The organism is Janthinobacterium aestuarii (assembly GCF_046113285.1).
GTDB lineage: Bacteria > Pseudomonadota > Gammaproteobacteria > Burkholderiales > Burkholderiaceae_D > Janthinobacterium.
Window position 1 is genome coordinate 5,684,110 of sequence record NZ_CP142524.1, and the last position, 19,827, is coordinate 5,703,936.

The following is a 19,827-nucleotide window of genomic DNA, read 5'->3' on the forward strand; positions in this document are numbered from 1 at the left end:
CTTGCTATTTGGTTAAGTCATCCATGCCATGCCATTGACCAGCGAAACCATCAGAAAAAACATCTTGATCGTGGACGATTCCGCGTTCGAGCAGCGCATGCTGATGGAGCTGCTCAGCGAGCAGCCCTACCGCTTCAGCATTGCCTTCAATGGCTATCAGGGCTACCAGCTGGCATTGGCCACGCATCCCGACCTGATCCTGCTCGACGTGCGCATGCCCGAGATGGATGGCTACACGGCGTGCCGTTTGCTCAAGGCCAATCCCGACACGGAACAGATTCCCGTGATCTTTCTCAGCGGAGCCGACGCCGCCAAGGAGCGCGTCATGGGCTTGCAGGTGGGCGGCGTCGACTACATTGCAAAGCCGTTCCTGCCGGAAGAACTGGCCGCGCGCATCCATATCCACCTGGGATTGATGCGTAAAAGCAACAGCACATTACCCGCGGCGACCCCGGTCGGCGACCGGCAGCAACATCCGGACCTCGTGTTCGTCAATGCCGTCAAACAGTTGATCCTCGACAACCTGGGCAGCCTGCCCAACCTGTCCGAAATCGCCCGCAGCGTGGGCACCTACCGCGAAAAGCTGACCCTGATGTTCCGCGAGCAGACGGGCATGACGGTCTTCGCCTTCATCCGCGAAGCGCGCATCGCGCGCGGCGTGGAACTGCTGCAGCAGACGGAAATCGACGTGCAGGATGTCGCCCTCCTGATCGGCTTTCACAACGCGGGCAACTTCGCCACGGCCTTCCGCGAACGCATGGGCGTCACGCCCAGCGCCTACCGCCAGCGCCTGCATGAACAGGCGGGGCAGCGGCAGGTGTCGAACGGGCACTGAGGGGCACGCATGCCCCCCGCACCCTAGAACTTATAGTTCAGCTTGAGCGACGCGAAACGCCCGCGCGGATCGGCTTGCGTATAGTCGAAGCCCGAGGCCGAGTAATCCCACGGCGCGCGCTTGTTGGCCAGGTTTTGCACGATGAAGGTGACGTTCGCCGCCGGCGTGACTTGCCAGCTGGTGGTCACGTCGAACGTGCTGAAGGCGGCCACCGATTCATCGAGATGCGTATTTTGCGCATAGCTGCCCACGTAATTCCAGGTCAGCGTGGACGACCATTTGCCCTGCTCCCAGGTGGCCGAGGTGACGCCGCGCCATTTCGGGATGGAGCCGAAATAATTGGTGCCGGCGCCATCGGTGAGCGGCGCGCCGTCCGACAGCGGTTCGGCAAAGCGCAGCACGCGGCTCAGCTGGCCGGCCAGGGTCAGCTTGCCCCAGTCCTTGTCGACGAAGCGCTGGCGCAGGTCCAGGTCGATGCCCGACACTTCGCGCTGGCCCTGGTTGCGGTACTGGCGGTACAGGGTCGTGATGCGGCCATCGGCGTCGCGCGTGATCTTTTGCGGCGCCGCTGCTTCGTTGGCGAGCGTGGTGGTGGCGCTTTCCGTGCCGATCACGCCATCCTGCCTGATGCGGTAGTAATCGAGGCCGATGCTCGAACTGCTGGTGGGCGAGACCACCACGCCCAGGTTCAGGTTATTCGAGCGCTCCGGACGCAGCGCCGTATTGGCGATGGTGATGGCCGTCACGCCGCGCGTCTGCGTGGGCGTGACGGGGTCCTTCGGATCGAGCACGCTGACATAGCTGACGGCCGTGCTTTGCGTAATTTCCGGCAGCGACGGCGCGCGGAAGCCGCGCGACACGGTGCCGCGCACCAGCAGCCACGGCGCCGCCTGGTAGCGCGCGCTGGCCTTCGGCGAAAACGCATTGCCGAAATCGCTGTAATGGTCGGCGCGGCCCGCCAGGTTGACGGACAGGTCTTTCACCACCGGGACGTTCAATTCGGCAAACAGGGCCGACACGCTGCGCGAGCCGTTGATGATGTTGATCGCCGGGCGCAGCTCGGTGCCGGACAAGACGGCCGTCGAGGTTTGCGAATCCATCTTTTCGCGGCGCCACTGCGCGCCGGCGGCAAAGCCCAGCGGACCGGCCGGCAACTGCCACAGGTCTTTCGCGGCCGAGAAATCGACGGTGTCGAGGGTCGACTCGGCCGGGCGCAGGGTCGACAGGCGCAGGCGGTTGCGCACCGCTTCGCTGTTTTGCGCCTGATCAAAGAAGTTATAGCTGCCGTCGGCCAGCACCTGCTGGAATGCGTAGCGGTTGACGAAATTCTGCACGGTTTCCTCCAGCTTGCTGCTCGAGTGGCCGACGGCCGCATCCCAGTCCCAGCCCGCCAAGGTGCCCTTGACGCCCGCCAGCGCGCGGTAGAACGTGACCTTGTCCTGTTTCAGGCGCGGCCCCAGGTCGAACAGGGTGGCCGTGAACGGCAGGGGCGTGGCGCCCGGATTGTTCGGATGGCCCACGGGCAGCACGACGGGAATCGTGTCGAGCGCCTGGGTAGCGTTGTTCCACACGCGCGTGGCGTTGTTCACCGTCAATGGCGCGCTGAAGGTCTGGTCGGCGCGCGAGTAACTGTGCAGCAGGTCGACATACGCTTCCGTATCCGCATTCAGCTTCAGGGTGCCGCGCGCGGCCGTGTGCACGCGCTGGATGCCGGGAATCAGGGTTTTATATGGCGACGGGTTATACGCCAGCACTTGTCCCGTCTTGCCGGGTGTGATGTCGCCATAATTAACCAGCTGCAATGGTCCGCGCACGCCGCCCAGGGTCTTCGTCGGGTCCGTGCCCGCATAGTTGGTGATGGCCCAGCCCAGGCTGCCCCGCTGCTGGTTGCGGAAGTCCGCATCACGCATCCACGCCACATCGCTTTGCTGCAGCTTGTCGCGCTGCTGCGCATCGACCGAGAAGACCAGGCTGTAGCCATCTTCCTCGAGCTTGCCGAAACCCGTCTGCAGCGCCGCGCTCTTTTCATGCTGGCCCGTGCCTTCGGTCGAGCCGCCCCACTGCGCCGTGATGTCCGTGCCTGTGAATTCCTTGTACAGGATGATATTGACCACGCCGGCCACGGCATCGGAACCGTAGACGGACGAGGCGCCATCCTTGAGCACCTCGATGCGCTGCACGGCCGCCATCGGCAGGCTGTTCAGGTCGACAAAGGTTTCCTGCAGGTTTTGCGCCGTCGCATAACTGGCCACGCGCTTGCCATTGACCAGGATCAAGGTATTTTTCTGGCCGATGCCGCGCAACGACAGGCCCGAGGTGCCGGCCGAGAAACTGCCCGTGTATTGTTCGTTGTAGCTGTTGCCGCTGTTGGCGGAGATGGCCCGCAGCACATCCGACACGCTGGTCTTGCCGCTGGCTTTCAATTCCTTGGCCGTGATGACCTGCACGGCGCTGGCACCCTCTTTTTCGCTGACGCGGATATTCGATCCGGTCACGTTGACGCGCAACATGTCGTCCTCGGCATGGGCGATGGTGGAGACGGCGGGAAAGGCGGCGGCGATGGCAAGACTGATGGCGAGTGGTTTGAACATGGTTTCCTCTTATTGGGATTGCAGCCTTTTTCCGATAAAAAGGCCGAGCAGGGGCACGCGGACCGGGTAGGCCAGCGGGCAAACGACAACGAAACGGATGGGAATGACTTAGGGGATGCGTGGCCGGGCACGCACCGGCATCCACTGCGCCATGCATTGCATGGTCAGCTGGTGCCGGACGGCATAAAAACAGGGAGAAGGACTAATGCGCAACATAAAAGACACCGGTAAGCGGGGAAAGGCCACTATATCCCGGCGTCTTTATGGCGTGAACGAATTAAAAATTGATTGTATATACGATTTGAATCTAAGGACTTGGTATTTGGCAATATCAGGCGTCGGCCATCGCCTGCGGCGCGGCCGCCGCGCGGCGCGCCTGCACGCTCCACCAGTACCAGGAAATGACGGCATTGACCCAGTAGGCCGCATACAGCACGGCCGTCAGGTGCAGGCCGCGGCTGTAGTAGAGCGGCACGGCCACAGTGTTGACCAGCAGCCAGAAGGCCCAGGTTTCGATGCGCCGGCTCATCAGCAAAAATTGCGCAATGATGCTGAACACCAGCACGGCCGAATCGATGAAGGGCGCGTAGGCATTCGTGAAGCGGTGCAGCAGCATGCCGTAGATCGCCACGGAGGCGATGCCGGCCGGCACGACCCAGGCCAGGCTGCGCCGGCCCGTGCGCGTGATCGGCAAGGACTTGCCGCCGGCGCCGCGCCGCCATTGCAGCCAGCCGATGACGCAGGTGACGATGAAAAACAGCTGCAGCATCACGTCGGCGTACAGGTTGACCTGGAAAAACAGCACGGCGAACAGCACGCAGCCGACCATGCCGATCCACCAGGAATGGATATTATTGCGTCCGGCCAGGATGATGGAGGCAGTCATCAAAACATTGGCGGCGATCTCGAGCGGGGGAGTCAAGCGGATTTCCTTTGCGGGGCAGTGGTGGCACCGCGCCACTATAGCCGATTTGCTCCCCTGCATCACGCGATGCAGTATCAGCCTGCCCGACGACGACGCACGATGCCACATAAAGCCAGGCCGGCCAGCAACATCGCGTACGTGGACGGTTCCGGTACGGCCGAGAGCGGGGCATAGGTGAGCGTCAGAACGGGATTGAGAATGCCCAGCTTGGCAGTCGATGGTGTCATCCAGGAATAGTAGCCGTCATCTCCCTCTCCCGGAAACCATTGTCCGCCACCTGGCGTCCCCGAAACCCAAGCATAGACCTCAAGCCAAATCTTAAACGTTTGCGGCAGCTGCTGCGTACTATTGTTCAGGGAAAACGGCACAGTGCCATTAAGATCTGTGAAAGTTAATACTTTTTGCGAATTATTGGCCAGGTCGGTGTCTTCGGCGTAGGTACCAAAATATGCCTGCGAATTGTTTGTCGCGGTGCCCCCCCAATACGAATAAGGCCAACTGTCGGGGTAATCAGGTGCCGGTATCAATTCGCCGCTGATCACGCCGCTATACTCAACGCTGATCACGCGATAGCCATCGCGCGCGCTGACATCGAAAAAATCGAGTGTCCCATTGCCAGCCGACCAAGGATTCGTATCCGTTAACGAATAGTTGAGTCCGGCGATATTTGTCAGGTCGAACTTGGCGACATTGTTGCTATCGGAGATCAACCTGAGGCCCTCGCCCCAAGTATCCTTAATCGTAAAACCTTGCGTTCCTATCGTGGTACCAGCAAATGCACTGGATGAGAGGGAAAAAGCCAGAACGGCAGCCAGAGCGGACAATTGATGTGCCATAGATTCCTCAAAGTGGCAGTTGCCAAAATTAGCAACTAAACAATTAAACCACTGTTTTTTAATATTATCAAATAGATATTTTAAAAGAGAAAATGCTGTCACCGGCCGATGCATCTTGCGCAGAGCCCTTGTGTCGGGTCCCTTTAAGTCCTCCGTATAGGGAAAAGTGGATGCCATGCTTGACTTCCCTGGCCATTCTGGCAAATTGAATATCAAGTTGAAACTCTATGGAAGCACCCGTATGCGCATGCGCCATCTCCTGTTTGCGGCAGTGCTCGGCGTATCGGCCCTGCCCGCCCAGGCCTGCCGCATGACAATGGCGCTCGAGCAATGGCCGCCGTACCTGTATCGCGACGCCCAAGGCAGCTATACGGGTCTGGACCTGGAATTGCTGCAGGCCATCTTCAAGGAAGCGCACTGCACCTTGGTCACCTTGCCGGAACTGCCCACGGCGCGGCGCCAGCTGCTGTTCCAGACAGGCGGACTGGACCTGATGCTGGCCGCGTCCGAAACGCCGGAACGCCAGTCCTACGCCCGCTTCTCCATCTCGTACCGCGATGAAGCCGTCGGCGTCTTCGGCAAGGCCGGCACGCACGCCGCGCAGCGCCATGTCGGCAGCTTCGGCCAGCTGGCGCGCGGCAAGGCCACCCTGCTCGCGCCCAAGGTGGGCTGGTATGGCGCGCAGTACGCTGCGGCCCGTCCGGCGCTGGAAAAAGACGGCCGCCTGAATACCTTCGGCAGCTTCCGGCAAGGCATCCTCATGCTCGACGCGGGCCGCGCCGACCTGTTGCTGGGCGACGTGCTGGCCGTGCGCCACGAAGCGCGCCTGCAGGGCGTCGCCTTGACCACCCTGCCCTTCCTCGCCCTGCGCGCGCCCGTGCACCTGATGCTCAATGCGCGCAGCACCAGCACGGCCGATCTGGCGCGCCTGAACGCCGCCATCACGCGCCTGGAGCAGCGCGGCGTGCTGGCGGCGATACGCGCCCGCTACGACGCGCCGTAAGGCGATCAGCCCTTGCTGGCCGCCTCGAGGATTTCCAGCTTGGTCTCGCGGCCATTCTTTTGCACGCCCTGCGCCTTGTCGTAGCTCTCGATCAGCGCGCGGTACGGCGGCACGATGTGGTCCGTCATGATGGCGGCGAAATCCATCGCATCGGCGCGGTTCCAGGTACTCATCACTTCAGCCAGCACGGCATACGTGTCGATCGGCACGGCGCCCGCTTGCGTGACACGCGCCATGGTGATGTCGGTGGCCATCTTCGACCAGTTGCCCGAGGCGTCGATGATGGCAAACACCTTGTAGCCGGCCGCCAGCGCGCTGATGGTGGGGAAAGCCATGCATACGCTGGTGAGCGTGCCGGCGATCAGCAGGGTCTTGCGGCCCGTCTTTTCGATGGCCTCGACCCAGGCAGGATTGTCCCAGGCGTTGATCTGGCCCGTGCGCGGGATGTAGACGGCGTCCGGGTTGAAATGGTGGATCTCCGGGATCAAGGGGCCGTTCGGGCCGTCGGGCACGGAAGCGGTGGTAAAGGTCGGCATGTTGGCCAGGCGCGACAGCTTGGCCAGCGCCGTGACGTGGCCGCGCAGCACGTGCTGCTCGATGTCGCGCACCAGCTGGAACAAGCCGCTCTGGTGGTCGATCAGCAGCATGACGGCGTCGTCTGGCTCGATCATCGGTGGCAAACCTTGGAAGTTGGCGGGGGTGCTCATGGTGGTCTCCTGAAAAACCATGCCGCGGGATGCGGCATGGGTACTGCACAAATTAATGACACAAACTACGTCGCGATGCGGGCGAAGCGGCCGCTGTTGAAATCCTCGAACGCCTGCGCGATTTCCGCTTCGGTGTTCATGACGAAGGGGCCATGGCCGACGATGGGCTCGTCGATCGGCTCGCCGCTCAGCAGCAGCACCACGGCGTCGCTGTTCGCCTCGACGGTGATGCTGTCGCCGTCGCGCCCGAACAGCGCCATCTGCGCTTCGCGCACCAAGCTCTCGCCATTGACCAGCACCGTGCCATGCAAAACGATCAGCGCCGTGCTCCAGCCGGCGTGCACCGGCAGCTCCGTCAGCTTGCCCTGGGCCAGGCGCAGGTCCCACACCTGCATCGGCGAGAACGTGCGGGCCGGGCCATGCCGGCCGTCGAAGTCGCCGGCGATCACGCGCACGGAACCGGCGCCGTCGGGCAGCGCCACCGCGGGAATCGTGTCGCTGGTGATGGCCTGGTAGCCAGGCGCCGTCATCTTGTTCTTGGCCGGCAGGTTCACCCACAGCTGCACCATTTCCAGCGTGCCGCCCGACCGCGTGAAGGCGGGCGAGTGAAACTCTTCATGCAGGATGCCGGCGCCGGCCGTCATCCACTGCACGTCGCCGGGGCCGATCACGCCGCCCTGGCCCGTCGAATCGCGGTGCGCCACTTCGCCCTTGTAGACGATGGTCACCGTCTCGAAGCCGCGGTGCGGATGCGAGCCGACGCCGGGCGGACGCGTGCCGGGCGCAAATTCGGCGGGGCCGGCATAGTCGAGCAGCAGGAAGGGGCTCAGCTGCTTGCCATGGCCGTTATACGAAAACATCGAGCGCACGGGAAAACCGTCGCCGACCCAGTGCTGGCGCGGTGCGCTGTAGATACCTGTGACTGTGTTCATCTCGATCTCCTGTTGGTTTGCATTACGATGGAAACAGAATACGCTTGCAACGATGAAGCCGGTAGACGGTAAAATAGGCCATCAGCGTTCCAAAAATAGAACGATCAAGGAGGCGGCATGCAGGATTTGAACGATTTGTATTACTTTGTGCAGGTGGTCGACCATGGCGGCTTCGCCCCGGCCGGGCGCGCGCTGGGCATGCCGAAGTCCAAATTGAGCCGGCGCATCGCACTGCTCGAAGAGCGCCTGGGCGCGCGCCTGCTGCAGCGCACGACGCGGCATTTTTCCGTCACCGATGTGGGGCAGACGTTTTACGAGCATTGCAAGGCGATGCTGGTGGAAGCGGAGGCGGCGCAGGAAGCGATCGAACTGACGCGGGCCGCGCCGCGCGGCACGGTGCGCCTGTCCTGCCCCATCGCCCTGCTGCATTCCCTGGTCGCTCCCATGCTGGCCGGTTTCATGCGCGACCATCCGCAGGTGACCCTGCTGCTCGAAGCGAGCAACCGCCGCGTCGACCTGGTGGCCGAGGGCATCGACGTGGCCATCCGCGTGCGCCCGCCGCCGCTGCCCGACAGCGACCTGGTGCTGCGCGTGCTGGCCGAACGCAGCCAGTGCATGGTGGGCAGCCCGCTGCTGTTCGGCGACGCGCCGCTGCCGACAGCCCCGGCCGACCTGGCGGACTGGCCCAGCCTGGCCCTGGGCATGCCGCAGCAGCACTACCAGTGGGATTTATATGGCCCCGATGGCGCGCGCGCCCAGCTGCGCCACGTGCCGCGCTTCGTCACGGGCGACATGCTGACCCTGCGCGACGCGGCCGTGGCCGGCGTGGGCGTGGTGCAGCTGCCGACCATGATGATCACCGAACAGGTGGCCAACGGCAGCCTGCTGCCGCTGATGGGACAATGGCGGCCGCAGCGCGAAATCATCCACGCCGTCTTCCCGTCGCGGCGCGGCCTGCTGCCGGCCGTGCGCGCGCTGATCGACTACCTGGCGCACAGCTTCGCCGCGCTGGAGGAAGAGTGACGGTTTTCAGGTACGATGGCGTACTCCCGAATCGCCTGGATACCGCATGCGTTTATTGATTCTGTCGGACCTGCACCATGAGCTATGGCGCGACGAAGCGCCGCAGGGCGACCTCGCGCTCAGCCGTCCCGACGCCGTGATCCTGGCCGGCGACATCGATACGGGCGCGCGCGCCGTCGCCTGGGCCACCACCGCGTTTGCGGGCCTGCCCGTGCTGTACGTGCATGGCAACCACGAAGGCTATGGCCACCACCTCGACAAGGTGCGCCAGGAGCTGCGCGCGGCCTGCGCCGCCACGCCGAACGTGCATTTTCTCGACGCCGATACCCACGTCTTCACCGACCCGGCAGGCAGCAAGGTGCGCTTCCTGGGCGCCACCCTGTGGACGGATTTTCGCCTGCTGGGCGACGACACGCGGCAAGCGGCCATGCGCGACGCGGAAGCCGTCATGAACGACTACAAGCGCATCCGCCTGGCCAACATGGGCTTTCGCAAGCTGCGCGCGGCCGACACGGCGATGTTCCACGCGCAGCAAAAAGCCTGGCTGGCGCGCGAACTGGCGCAGCCCTTCGACGGCCGCACGGTGGTCATCAGCCACATGGCGCCGTCGCTGCGCTCGGTCGACGACGCCTACGGCAGCGAGGGCTGCTCGCCTGCCTATGCCTCGCGCCTGGACGATCTGGCCGCGCAGGCGGACCTGTGGGTGCATGGCCATATTCACGTCTCGCGCGACTACCGCATCGGCCCGTGCCGCGTCGTAGCCAACCCCTGCGGCTACAAGACGCGCAGCGGCACGCCGCAAAATCCCCAGTTCAACCCGAACTTCATCGTCGAACTGCCGTTGCGTTAATCCAGCGCGCTAATCCTCGGGCTTCAGGCGTCCCGCCAGCAGTTGCTGCAGCCGGTGCTTGCCGGCCCGGCGCGCCGCGCGCGGCGACGCTTCCGACTGATGCACACCGGCGCCGCCGCGCAGCCTGGCGGCCGCCACCAGCGGGTTGCGCGGCTTGGGCGTGGCCTTCACTTTGATCTTCATGGTTTCTCCTTTCAGCCCTTGATGCAGACGACCTGGCGCAAGGTATGCACCACTTCCACCAGATCGCTCTGATGCGCCATGACGGCGTCGATATTTTTATAGGCGGCGGGGATCTCGTCGATCACGCCGCCATCCTTGCGGCACTCGATGCCGGCCGTCTGCTCGGCGAGGTCGAAGCGGTTGAAGCGGCGCTTCGCCTCGCTGCGGCTCATGCTGCGCCCCGCCCCGTGCGAGCAGGAACAGAACGATTCCGGCTTGCCCTTGCCGCGCACGATGAAGCTGCGCGCGCCCATGCTGCCGGGGATGATGCCCAGCTCGCCCTGCCGCGCCGAAATGGCGCCCTTGCGCGTCACATATAAATCCTCATTGCCATGCGTTTCGCGCGCGATGTAGTTGTGGTGGCAGTTGATGGCTTCCCCGTCGAGCCGGAACGGCGGAGCAAACTTCGCCAGCACGTCGAGCACGCGGCGCATCATTTCGCTGCGGTTGAGCAGCGCGTAATCCTGCGCCCAATCCACCGCTTCCACATAGTCGTCAAATACCGTGGAGCCCTCGCTCAGGTACGCCAGGTCCGCGTCCGGCAGCTGCAGCTGGTGGCGCCGCATGTCCTTCTGCGCGGCGGAGATAAAGTAACGGCCTATCACGTTGCCGATGCCGCGCGAACCCGAATGCAGCATGATCCACACCCGCTGCTCCTCGTCGAGGCAGATTTCAATGAAGTGATTGCCGCCCCCCAGGGTGCCGGCCTGGCAAATCCACGTGCGCTCGAACTGGCGCAGCATCTTGGCGATGCCCCGGTGGCGCTCGACGATGTGCGCCAGGCGGTCACCGAGCGGCCGCACGGCGCGCGCCTGGCGCGAGCCTTGCACGCGGCTCCATTCATGTTGTTCGAAGCCGACAGGCACTTCCGCTTCGATGGCGCTGCGCAGGCGCGCCAGGTTATCGGGCAGGTCGCTGGCCGTCAGGGTCGTGCGCACGGCGTTCATGCCGCAGCCGATGTCGACGCCAACGGCGGCCGGGATGATGGCAGCGCGCGTGGGAATCACGCTGCCGACGGTGGCGCCGATGCCGGCATGCACGTCTGGCATGGCCGCCACATGCGGATGGACGATGGGCAGGCTGGCGATATTGTGCAGCTGGCGCAGCGCCTGCGCGTCGATATCGTCGGTAAAGATATGCACGGGCACATGGGCGCCGTGCAGTGTCTGATGAATGGGCATAACGTCTTCCTTGGTATTGTCGTTATGCCGGGGTCGTCTAAAAGAAAAAAACCCCGGCGAGTTTCCTCACCGGGGTTTTGCAGGACACCGGCTCGGGATCGGCAATGTGCCGATGGCCCCGAGCGTCATGCACGGGGCTAGTGGTAGTACAACTTGCTGCCAGCCTGCTCGAACATGGGTTTCCTTTCTTTTGTCTGGTTAATCTGAACTGCGCTGAACTGCGGACGATGATTCTGCACCTTATGCTGCAGTGCGTCAACCGCTTTTCATGGCGAAGACGCCAACGTTGTTATTTTGTCGCAGCCGCTTTTTCCTTCGCGATGCGGGCATCGAGCTTGACTTCATTTTTGGCCGCGTAATTGCGGCACGCCTGCGCATCGATGAAAGGATTCGGCGTGACGCCTTCGAGCAATTGCGTCAGTTTCAGGTCGCCGCCCGAGTGGTCCGGGTGGGCCGAGATCAAAATGTCGCACGGCAGTTTGGCAAAGTCCTGCATGACGCGGCGGAAGGCCGGCGTCAGGTCCCCATGGCGTTCATCGCCCAGGTAGTGAAAATCATCGGCCGCCACTGGCGTGAGACTGGCGCCGAACACCACGCTCAGGCATTCCTGACGCTCGGCATCCTCGCACGACACCCATGTCCAGCTGGTGCTGCCCGGCGTATGGCCGGGCGTGTAGCGCGCCGTGATGGTCACGTCGCCCAGTTGCAGGGTTTCGCCATCGGCGATTTCGCGCACGTTTTCCACGGCCGGCATGGGGTCGATTTCGCCCGCTTGCGGATCCGTGGCGAGTACCGAACCCGCGCGCAGCGCCTGCGCACCGAGCGGGCTGGCGACCACTTGCGCGCCGCTGTCGCGGGCCAGGGCGGCGATCCCGCCCGAATGGTCGAAATGCGCTTCCGTATTCAGGATGAACTTGATGTCTTCCAGGCGAAAACCCAGCTCGAGGATATGTTCCTTGATGGCGGCCACCGACTGCGGCAACGCGCCATCGATCAGGATCAAGCCGTCGCGCGTATCGATCAGCACCACGCTCAAGCCGCCCACGCCCACGTAATACGTGTCGCCGTGGATGCGCGCCGGCTGCTGCGGGCGGTTCCACTGCGCCGCATACGGCGAGGCGATCGGCTGCGTCAAGGGATCGACGGCGGGCGTGGCGGCAGGCGCCGTCAGCGGCAGCGCCAGGGCGGCCAGCGCGATGCCGAGCAGGGACTTGGAAAGGAAGAAAGGCGGCATGCGGCTCCAGTAATGAGTGTGCGGTAATCGATGCCACAGAGTAACGTCGCTACCCTCGCGCGGTCAAGCAAGCCATCGTCCGCACTTGCGCTACGATAGAGGTCCATACACTTTCGTGCGCCTTGCCGCCCTATTGCCATGCGTTTGCTGATTCTGTCCGACCTGCATCTGGAAGTCTGGGGTGAAGACACGCCCGCCATCGACCTTGCCGCCAGCCGCCCCGACGTGGTGATCCTGGCCGGGGACATCGACACGGGCAGCAACGCCATCGCCTGGGCCGCGCGCACCTTCGGCGCCCTGCCCGTGCTGTACGTGCATGGCAATCACGAGGGGTATGGCCACCAGCTCGAACGCATGCAGGACGCCGTGCGCGACGCCTGCGCCAGCGCCAATGCGCAGGGCGCCAACATCCGCCTGCTCGACGGCAATGCCGTGACGCTCGATGGCGTGCGCTTCCTCGGCGTCACGCTGTGGACGGATTTTCTGCTGTTCGGCGCCGAGCGCCGGGATGAAGCCTTGAGCGCGGCGCAAAGCTACATGCCCGACTACAAGCGCATCAGCACGGGCGGCGACACGCCGCGCCTGCTGTGCGCCAGCGACACGGCGCAGCTGCACGCGCAGCACCGCTCGTGGCTCGAGCAGCAGCTGGCGCAACCGTTCGAGGGCAAGACGGTCGTCATCACGCACATGGCGCCGTCGATGCTGTCGGTGGAAGAGCAATACGCGACGAACCTGGGCTCGCCCGCCTTCGCCTCGCAGCTGGACGAGCTGGTAGCCCAGGCCGACCTGTGGGTGCATGGCCACATGCACGCCTCGCTCGACTACCGCGTGCAAGGCTGCCGCGTCGTCTGCAACCCCTGCGGCTACAAGCGGCCCGATGGCACGCCGGAAAACGATCGCTACGATTCCGGCTTTATCGTCGATCTCGCCGGCACGGTTTAATTTTTCCGATAGCGCAGCTGCACCACGCCGCTGGGCAGCTGGCGCGTGTGGTCCAGGCGCCAGTCGCTGCGCGGCAAGCAATCCTCGAACAGGCGCACGCCCTTGCCCAGCACCACGGGCAGCACGGACAAGGTCAGGCTGTCGACGACGCCCTCGCGCAAGCCGGCGCGGATGACGGCGCCGCCATCGAGATACACATGGCGGCAGCCGTCTTCGGCCAGCCCCTCCAGTACTTCACGCACGCTGCCCTCGCGGCGCTGCTCGCCATGGCGCGGCGCGAAGTCGCGGTGGCTCAATACCACCACGCGCTTGCCCGCATACGGCCACGGCTCGAATCCCAGCACGGCGTCATACGTGGTGCGGCCGATCAGCAAGGTATCGACCTGCTCCATCAAGGCCGTGTAGCCGGTGGCGTCGGGCGAGTCGGGCGCCAGCTCGGCCAGCCAGGACAGGTCGCCGTTTTCTCCGGCGATGCAGCCGTCGATGCTGATGCCGAGAAATACGCTGACAACAGGCTTTTTCATGGATGTTCCTTCAATTAATTCTACGGTGTAGAATTATGCCCATGAAAACCCCAAAACTTCAAGACCTGGAATCTCCTGTGCGCCGCGCCGGACGGCCGCGCCGCGTGTCGCCCGCGCTGGACAGCGCCGCCATCCTGCAGGCGGCCTTGGCCCTGCTGGAAGAGCAAGGCGAAGCGTTTTCCATGCGCGCGCTGGCGCAGCGGCTGGGCGTCGATGCAATGGCCCTGTATCACTATTACACGGGAAAAGAGGAATTATTGCTGGCCCTGATGGCGCAGCGTTTTGCCGCGCTCGATCCGCGCCAGCCGCCGTTTACGCAACGCCAGGGGCCGCAGCGCCGCCTGCTCGCGCTGTGCGCGCTGTACCTGGAACTGGTCAGCACCACACCGTATTTCGTGCGCCTGATGGCGCGCGGACTCGTGACGCAAGCCGATGTGGCAGAGCGCTTTACGGCGCTGTTCGAACTGGCCGTGGAGGCCCTCGATCTGGATAAAAAAACCCGCTTGCGCGGGCGCGATGCACTCGTCGATTTCCTGCACGGCTATGCGCTGGCGGGCAGGCCCGCCAGCGAGACGGCCTGGCATGCGTCCGTCGGCCTGATCCTGGCGGGCATGGCCGCCGGACGCACCGGTGGATGACGCCCGGCGGCCGGCCGTCCTACCGGCGCATCAAGCCAGCAGCTTGAGCAGCGCCTGGGCGGCCGCTTCCGACGAGGCCGGGTTCTGGCCCGTGACCAGCAAGCCATCGGTGACGGCGTACGGCTGCCAGTCGCCCAGCTTCGAGTAAACGCCGCCGTTTTGCTTGAGCATGTCCTCGACGAGGAAAGGCACGATGGCCGTCAAGCCGACGGCGTCTTCCTCGGTATTCGTAAAGCCCGTCACCTGCTTGCCGCGCACCAGCGGCGAGCCGTCGGCCGCCTTCACGTGGCGCAGCACGCCAGGCGCGTGGCAGACGGCGGCGACGGGCTTGCCGGCGGCGATCATCTGCTCGATCAGCGCGATCGAGTGCGGGTCTTCAGCCAGGTCCCACAGCGGGCCATGGCCGCCCGGGTAGAACACGGCGTCAAAGTCGGCCGCCTTCACGTCGGCCAGCTTGCCCGTGTTGGCCAGCACGGCTTGCGCAGCGGCGTCCTGCTTGAAGCGGCGCGTGGCGTCCGTTTGCGAATCGGGCTCGTCGCTTTTCGGGTCCAGCGGCGGCTGGCCGCCGTTGGGCGAAACCACCGTCAGCTGCGCGCCCGCTTCCTGCAAGGCATAGTAGGGCGCGGCGAATTCTTCCAGCCAGAAGCCGGTTTTCTTGCCCGTGTCGCCCAGTTGATCGTGCGAGGTCAGTACCATCAGGATGTTCATGTTGTTTCCTTTTATGTCAGGGTTACAGTGCTGCTTCGAGGATACGGCGGCTGCGCGCGAGGTCGATATCGCGGTGTTCGCCGAGGGAGGTCATGCCATGTGCTTCCAGTTGCGTCAAAACCGCTTCCACCGCTTCCTGGCCCAGCTGATAGGCCGACAAACGGGTCGGAATGCCCAGCCCTTCAAAGAAGGCGCGGGTGCGGGCGATGGCGGCGGCGATGCGCTCGTCGTCGCTGCCCTGCGTGATGTTCCAGACACGTTCGCCATATTGCAGCAATTTGCCGCGTTTCTGCTCGCGCTGCACGTCCAGCAGTGCGGGCAGCACCAGGGCCAGGGTGCGCGCATGGTCGATGTCGTACAGGGCCGTCAATTCGTGGCCGATCATGTGGGTGGCCCAGTCCTGCGGCACGCCGGCGCCGATCAGGCCATTCAGGGCCAGGGTGGCCGTCCACATCAGGTTGGCGCGCGTGGCGTAATCGTCGGGTGAGGCGACCGCCTGCGGCGCGATCTCGACCAGGGTCTGCAGCAAGCCTTCGGCAAAGCGGTCCTGCACCTTCGCCTGCACCGGATAGGTCAGATACTGTTCCGTGGTGTGGACAAAGGCGTCGACCAGGCCATTGGCTACCTGCGTGGACGGCAAGGTAAACGTTTTGCCGGGGTCGAGCACGGAAAACTGCGGGTACAGCAGCGGGTTGCGAAAACTCAGCTTGGCATGCGTGGCTTTTTTCGTCACCACGCCGCCGCTGTTCATTTCCGACCCGGTGGCCGGCAAGGTCAGCACCGTGCCGAACGGCAGGGCGCGCTGCACGTTGGCGCCGCCGCGCTCGGCGATTTCCCACGGCTCGCCGTCGTACAGGGCGGCCGCGGCGACGAACTTGGTGCCGTCGATCACGGAGCCGCCGCCGACGGCCAGCAGGAAGTCCAGCTTCTCGCTGCGCACCTGGGCCACGGCGCGCATCAGGGTTTCATAGCTGGGATTGGGTTCGATGCCGCCAAACTCCTGCACCGTGCGCTGGCCCAGCGCAAGAGCAGTGCGCACTTCGGCCAGGGTGCCCGTCTTTTCCGCGCTGGCGCCGCCGTACAAGATCAGCACGCGCGCATCGTGCGGCACCAGGGTGGACAATTTGGCGACGGTATCAAGACCGAAGACGATACGGGTCGGGTTGTGGAATTCAAAATTCTTCATGCTGCTCCTTTATTATTAGACTGGTCGTCTAGAATGCGGTTCAAAAAACGCGGACGTCTGTCATCCGCGTACCTGGCGCCCTTATTGATCCGGCGGCAGCTGCAGCATGGCCAGGGTCGCCCGCCAGGCCGTTTGCAAGGCGCTGGCGTCGCGCCGCAGCTTGGTCAGCATGGCCGCGCCCAGCCACAGCTGGTACAAGGTGGCGGCCGTCTGCGCCGGGTCGGCCACCGATGGCAGCGTATCGTCCACCCTGCCCCGCGCGATGGCCAGGGCCAGCCTGGCGATGATGCGGTCGGTGCCGCCAAGCAGCGCCACGCGCATCGGTTCCGACATGTCCGCCACTTCGCTGCTGAGCTTGACCACCAGGCAACGGCAGTCGCAGCCGCTGCCATCGAGGCTGTCGCTGGTCCAGCTGGCCCAATACGCCATCAGCGACTGCGCCGCGTTCCGGCCGGGCTGGCCCAGCACGCGCTCCATTTCGTCCAGGTAGCGCGTTACGTAGTCTTCCAGCATCGCTACACCAAACAATTCCTTGGACTTGAAGTAATGGTAGAACGAGCCCTTGGGCACGTCGGCGGCCGATAAAATCTCGTTCAGCCCCACGCCGGCAAAACCCTTGCGCGTGATGATGGCCTTGCCCTGGTCGATAATGTGCTGGCGCACGTCGGTGTATTCAGCTTTCATGCGGGGCATTGTAGCACAATTAGACCAGTCGTCTAGATCCATCTATTTCAATGCAGCGACGGCGAACTACGCGCGCTTGTCACGCATGGCGTCTTCACCAGGATTCTCGCGCAGATCGATGGCGCCATGGTCCTGGGCACGCCATTCGCGGCGCAATTGCGCCATCCTGTTGAAGGCGGCCCTCGCCAATTTCCACCAGGCGAACGGACGCGGATCGGCCAGCATGCTGAGCGCCCTGGAATAATCGAGCGTCAACCCGGGCGTCCACGCCATCGTCACGGCACGCTTGCGGATCTGGGCGGCTACCCACAACTCCGGCGTCGCCAGGATGCGGAAAAACACTCTCCAGCCTGCGCGATCCCCATACAGGCGGCCAACGGCGCCGTCGATCGCCGCCTCCAATGCCCGGGCAACAGTACTGGAACAATTACGATGCGTGAGATTGTAAGTCTCGTCGCAGCGATACTGTCGCCAGAAAGCCTGCAGCTGGCGCGGGTCGTAATTCCGGATACGGACCTGAACGGTGGACGGGCACCATGCCTTGGATTCTGTCGCATAATCCGGCTGGAATACGCCCGGCACGTCATTCTCCCGGGTGGCGCGCAGCAGGCGCCCGAAATCGTCCGGCGAACGGTCGATCTCTGTGCGCGGATACAGGCTGATATAAATACCTTCAGGCGATTCCAATGCCGCATGCCCGGTAGAGATCACGCCGTTGACATCGACTGCGGCGATATAGCGATCGACAATCGGATAATGTTGGGTCGGCGACCTGGCTGAACCGGCAGGCGTCCAGACATGCACCGTCAGCGCCTGTTCATGCTCCGCTGGAGGACCGTCCCACTCCACTTGGGTATATGCAGAAGCAAGGTGTTCATCCGGCTGGACTGCGGAATGCGCCGATTCCGACAGGGCCGGATTACCGCTCATGCGACGAACACGGGTTGCCAGCCCCATCAAATTGGCGCCGCCAAACATCAGAAACAGGCCCAGGCAATACGGTAGTGTTCCAACATAATGCGTCGGATATGGCTGATAAAAGAAGATTGCCAGCGCAATCTCGGCCAGGCCCCAGGAAAACGCCACGCGCCAGCGCCGATAGCGGACCATGTAGGCAGAGACGCACTGTATCAGTCCGTCGGCGAGAAAAAGCGTTCCAAAAATCATCGATAACAGGAAATTGCCATGGTGGTGACCGGCGAAGATCAGCATCGCCGCCAGCACCACGGCGCAGCCTTTCACGTAGCGCAAGATGCGCTGTCCGCCGACGCCAGTCCATGCCACAGCCAGCGTTGCCAGACCTTCGACCAGGAACAGGTAAGCAAAAAAATTGATCGGGAAGTACATCGCATTGTCGAGCGCGTCAATAAAGATGACCAGGCCTGCGAGCAGCCATATCAATCCGATCAGCAGGATACTGCGCCAGCGCTTGCGTAGATATTCAACGCCCAATAACAGCAACACCAATCGAATCATGAATGCTCCTCCTGTTTTACCTGCAGCAGCAATACCCGGACAATACGCGTCAACTGGTCGTCATGGCCGTGAAAATACATGACGATGAACTTTCACATCATTTGAGAATGGAAACTGTCGCAATCCATGCATTAGCATAAAACATGAAATTCATCAGGAAAGTATCATAAAAGATAAAAATGTCAGGTTTGCTTGTCGGCAGCCGTAGCCGCACCAAGCAATCGTTATTGGACCCTGTTTTCAATCAGGCTCGCCGCGACGTCAAGACCAGCCCCCGTTGCAGGGGCGCAGCTGAGAAACTTCTTTTATATTCAATGAGTTGCGGTAGCGGCTGTAAACGTGGTCGTTTTCGCGCTGACCGGCCACCGCATTCTCATCGTCGATCGTCATTTCCGCATCAGATGGTGAAGGTCCGACGCGATGTCAGACCCTGCCTTAGGCGAACTTCTTGAAATCCGGCTTCCTCTTTTCAAAGAAGGCCGTAAACGCTTCCTTCGCCTCGGCACCGCCCAGCATGGCGCTGAACAACTTGTTTTCCTCGGCGATGGCCGCCTTCATCGGTTCCATGCGGCTTTGCTTCATCAGGCGCTTGGTGGCGCGGATCGAGGCCGCCGGCAATGCCACCAGCTTGGCCGCCTGGCCTTGCGCGAAGGTCATCAAGTCGTACAGGGGCACGACTTTCGACACGAGGCCCATTTCCAGCGCTTCGCTGGCGGGGAAGGACTCGCCCAGCATCAGCTTTTCCGCCGCGCGCGGGTAGCCGGCCAGTTGCGTGAGCAGCAGGCTGGAGCCAAATTCCGGGCACAGGCCCAGCTGCGTGAACGGCATCGAGAAGCTGGCGTTGTCGGCCGCGTAGACCAGGTCGCAGTGCATCAGCAAGGTCGTGCCGATGCCGATGGCGGGGCCGGAGACGGCCGCCACCACTGGCTTGCTGCTGCCGTACAGGGCGCGCATGAACTGGAACACGGGACGGTCATGGTCGAGCGAGCCATCCTTCGGACGCGCCGTCTTCATGAAGTCATCGAGGTCGTTGCCAGCCGTGAAAATCTCGCGCTTGCCGCAGATCAGGATGGCGCGTACTGCATCGTCCGTCTCGGCCGCCACCAGCGCGTCGGCCAGGGTCTGGTACATGGCACCCGTGATCGCATTCTTGCGTTCCAGGCGGTTGAATTCCAGGGTCAGAATGCCCTCGCTCTTGCTGCACAAAATATCCATGTCGTCTCCAAAAAGATAAAGGGCGCCGGGGTAATCCCGCAGCGCCCAAGTTTTGACTAATCTTAGCTGACCACTGACGTCACGACGCCTGGCAGAAGCGTAGCGAGCGGCAGCG

The 19,827-nt window shown here is 63.3% G+C and carries 20 protein-coding genes and 1 pseudogene; 6 read left to right on the forward strand and 15 right to left on the reverse strand.

Annotated elements, in window-relative coordinates; translation table 11 throughout:
* Nucleotides 1-28: 28 nt before the first annotated feature.
* Nucleotides 29-835 (forward strand): response regulator transcription factor, encoded by an 807-nt coding sequence (locus OX462_RS25555; protein WP_070292380.1) that lies wholly within the window; start codon nucleotides 29-31, stop codon nucleotides 833-835.
* Between the two features lie 23 nt (nucleotides 836-858).
* Here OX462_RS25555 and OX462_RS25560 read toward each other — a convergent pair whose 3' ends face one another.
* From OX462_RS25560 to OX462_RS25570, 3 genes and pseudogenes are all read right to left on the reverse strand, one after another.
* Nucleotides 859-3,426, reverse strand: coding sequence for a TonB-dependent receptor (locus tag OX462_RS25560; RefSeq protein WP_121668370.1), 2,568 nt, complete (start codon nucleotides 3,424-3,426; stop codon nucleotides 859-861).
* A 331-nt stretch (nucleotides 3,427-3,757) separates the two neighbouring features.
* Nucleotides 3,758-4,348 (reverse strand): nicotinamide riboside transporter PnuC, encoded by a 591-nt coding sequence (gene pnuC, locus OX462_RS25565; protein ID WP_121668369.1) that lies wholly within the window; start codon nucleotides 4,346-4,348, stop codon nucleotides 3,758-3,760.
* Nucleotides 4,349-4,425: 77 nt separating this feature from the next.
* Nucleotides 4,426-4,515: pseudogene (locus OX462_RS25570) on the reverse strand (PEP-CTERM sorting domain-containing protein); the annotation flags it as partial.
* Nucleotides 4,516-5,434: 919 nt separating this feature from the next.
* Here OX462_RS25570 and OX462_RS25575 point away from each other — a divergent pair.
* The gene (locus OX462_RS25575) at nucleotides 5,435-6,190 is read left to right on the forward strand and encodes a substrate-binding periplasmic protein (RefSeq protein WP_409027356.1); all 756 of its coding nucleotides are present in this window, start codon (nucleotides 5,435-5,437) and stop codon (nucleotides 6,188-6,190) included.
* Nucleotides 6,191-6,195: 5 nt separating this feature from the next.
* On the opposite strand, the gene OX462_RS25580 is transcribed toward OX462_RS25575, so the two are convergent.
* Nucleotides 6,196-6,897: an isochorismatase family protein gene (locus tag OX462_RS25580; RefSeq protein WP_409027357.1), complete on the reverse strand. Its 702-nt coding sequence runs from the start codon at nucleotides 6,895-6,897 to the stop codon at nucleotides 6,196-6,198.
* Between the two features lie 65 nt (nucleotides 6,898-6,962).
* Nucleotides 6,963-7,829: a pirin family protein gene (locus OX462_RS25585; RefSeq protein WP_409027358.1), complete on the reverse strand. Its 867-nt coding sequence runs from the start codon at nucleotides 7,827-7,829 to the stop codon at nucleotides 6,963-6,965.
* A gap of 117 nt (nucleotides 7,830-7,946) precedes the next feature.
* Between OX462_RS25585 and OX462_RS25590 the strand changes: the two genes are divergently transcribed.
* Nucleotides 7,947-8,852 (forward strand): LysR family transcriptional regulator, encoded by a 906-nt coding sequence (locus OX462_RS25590; protein WP_409027359.1) that lies wholly within the window; start codon nucleotides 7,947-7,949, stop codon nucleotides 8,850-8,852.
* Between the two features lie 46 nt (nucleotides 8,853-8,898).
* Nucleotides 8,899-9,702: a metallophosphoesterase gene (locus tag OX462_RS25595; RefSeq protein WP_409027360.1), complete on the forward strand. Its 804-nt coding sequence runs from the start codon at nucleotides 8,899-8,901 to the stop codon at nucleotides 9,700-9,702.
* Nucleotides 9,703-9,711: 9 nt separating this feature from the next.
* Here the strand turns inward: OX462_RS25595 and OX462_RS25600 are convergent, their stop codons facing one another.
* The 3 genes from OX462_RS25600 to bla form a co-directional block, all read right to left on the reverse strand.
* Nucleotides 9,712-9,885 carry a hypothetical protein gene (locus OX462_RS25600; RefSeq protein WP_176741220.1) on the reverse strand — a complete coding sequence of 58 codons (174 nt, stop codon included), beginning with the start codon at nucleotides 9,883-9,885 and terminating at the stop codon, nucleotides 9,712-9,714.
* Nucleotides 9,886-9,896: 11 nt separating this feature from the next.
* A complete protein-coding gene (locus OX462_RS25605) occupies nucleotides 9,897-11,105 on the reverse strand; it encodes an RtcB family protein (RefSeq protein ID WP_070312543.1) in 1,209 nt (402 codons plus the stop codon).
* Nucleotides 11,106-11,394: 289 nt separating this feature from the next.
* Nucleotides 11,395-12,339 carry a subclass B3 metallo-beta-lactamase gene (gene bla, locus OX462_RS25610; protein WP_121668362.1) on the reverse strand — a complete coding sequence of 315 codons (945 nt, stop codon included), beginning with the start codon at nucleotides 12,337-12,339 and terminating at the stop codon, nucleotides 11,395-11,397.
* A gap of 138 nt (nucleotides 12,340-12,477) precedes the next feature.
* On the opposite strand from bla, the gene OX462_RS25615 reads away from it, so the two are divergent.
* Nucleotides 12,478-13,281 (forward strand): metallophosphoesterase family protein, encoded by an 804-nt coding sequence (locus OX462_RS25615; RefSeq protein ID WP_121668361.1) that lies wholly within the window; start codon nucleotides 12,478-12,480, stop codon nucleotides 13,279-13,281.
* Here OX462_RS25615 and OX462_RS25620 read toward each other — a convergent pair.
* Nucleotides 13,278-13,805, reverse strand: a complete 528-nt coding sequence (locus OX462_RS25620; RefSeq protein WP_121668360.1) for a dihydrofolate reductase family protein — start codon at nucleotides 13,803-13,805, stop codon at nucleotides 13,278-13,280. The genes OX462_RS25615 and OX462_RS25620 overlap by 4 nt on opposite strands.
* Before the next feature lie 41 nt (nucleotides 13,806-13,846).
* Between OX462_RS25620 and OX462_RS25625 the strand changes: the two genes are divergently transcribed.
* A complete protein-coding gene (locus OX462_RS25625) occupies nucleotides 13,847-14,443 on the forward strand; it encodes a TetR/AcrR family transcriptional regulator (protein WP_162995531.1) in 597 nt (198 codons plus the stop codon).
* A 30-nt stretch (nucleotides 14,444-14,473) separates the two neighbouring features.
* Here the strand turns inward: OX462_RS25625 and OX462_RS25630 are convergent, their stop codons facing one another.
* The 6 genes from OX462_RS25630 to OX462_RS25655 all read right to left on the reverse strand — a co-directional run bounded on the left by OX462_RS25630 (nucleotide 14,474) and on the right by OX462_RS25655 (nucleotide 19,712).
* Nucleotides 14,474-15,151: a type 1 glutamine amidotransferase domain-containing protein gene (locus OX462_RS25630; protein WP_070312539.1), complete on the reverse strand. Its 678-nt coding sequence runs from the start codon at nucleotides 15,149-15,151 to the stop codon at nucleotides 14,474-14,476.
* A 22-nt stretch (nucleotides 15,152-15,173) separates the two neighbouring features.
* Nucleotides 15,174-16,337, reverse strand: a complete 1,164-nt coding sequence (locus OX462_RS25635) for an iron-containing alcohol dehydrogenase (protein ID WP_121668358.1) — start codon at nucleotides 16,335-16,337, stop codon at nucleotides 15,174-15,176.
* 81 nt (nucleotides 16,338-16,418) lie between these two features.
* Nucleotides 16,419-17,021: a TetR/AcrR family transcriptional regulator gene (locus tag OX462_RS25640; RefSeq protein WP_070312626.1), complete on the reverse strand. Its 603-nt coding sequence runs from the start codon at nucleotides 17,019-17,021 to the stop codon at nucleotides 16,419-16,421.
* 66 nt (nucleotides 17,022-17,087) lie between these two features.
* On the reverse strand, nucleotides 17,088-18,497 hold the full coding sequence (locus OX462_RS25645; protein ID WP_121668357.1) for an HdeD family acid-resistance protein: 1,410 nt from the start codon (nucleotides 18,495-18,497) through the stop codon (nucleotides 17,088-17,090).
* Between the two features lie 261 nt (nucleotides 18,498-18,758).
* Nucleotides 18,759-18,887 (reverse strand): hypothetical protein, encoded by a 129-nt coding sequence (locus tag OX462_RS25650; protein WP_265334702.1) that lies wholly within the window; start codon nucleotides 18,885-18,887, stop codon nucleotides 18,759-18,761.
* Nucleotides 18,888-18,932: 45 nt separating this feature from the next.
* Nucleotides 18,933-19,712 (reverse strand): enoyl-CoA hydratase, encoded by a 780-nt coding sequence (locus OX462_RS25655; protein WP_070221627.1) that lies wholly within the window; start codon nucleotides 19,710-19,712, stop codon nucleotides 18,933-18,935.
* Nucleotides 19,713-19,827: the final 115 nt, after the last annotated feature.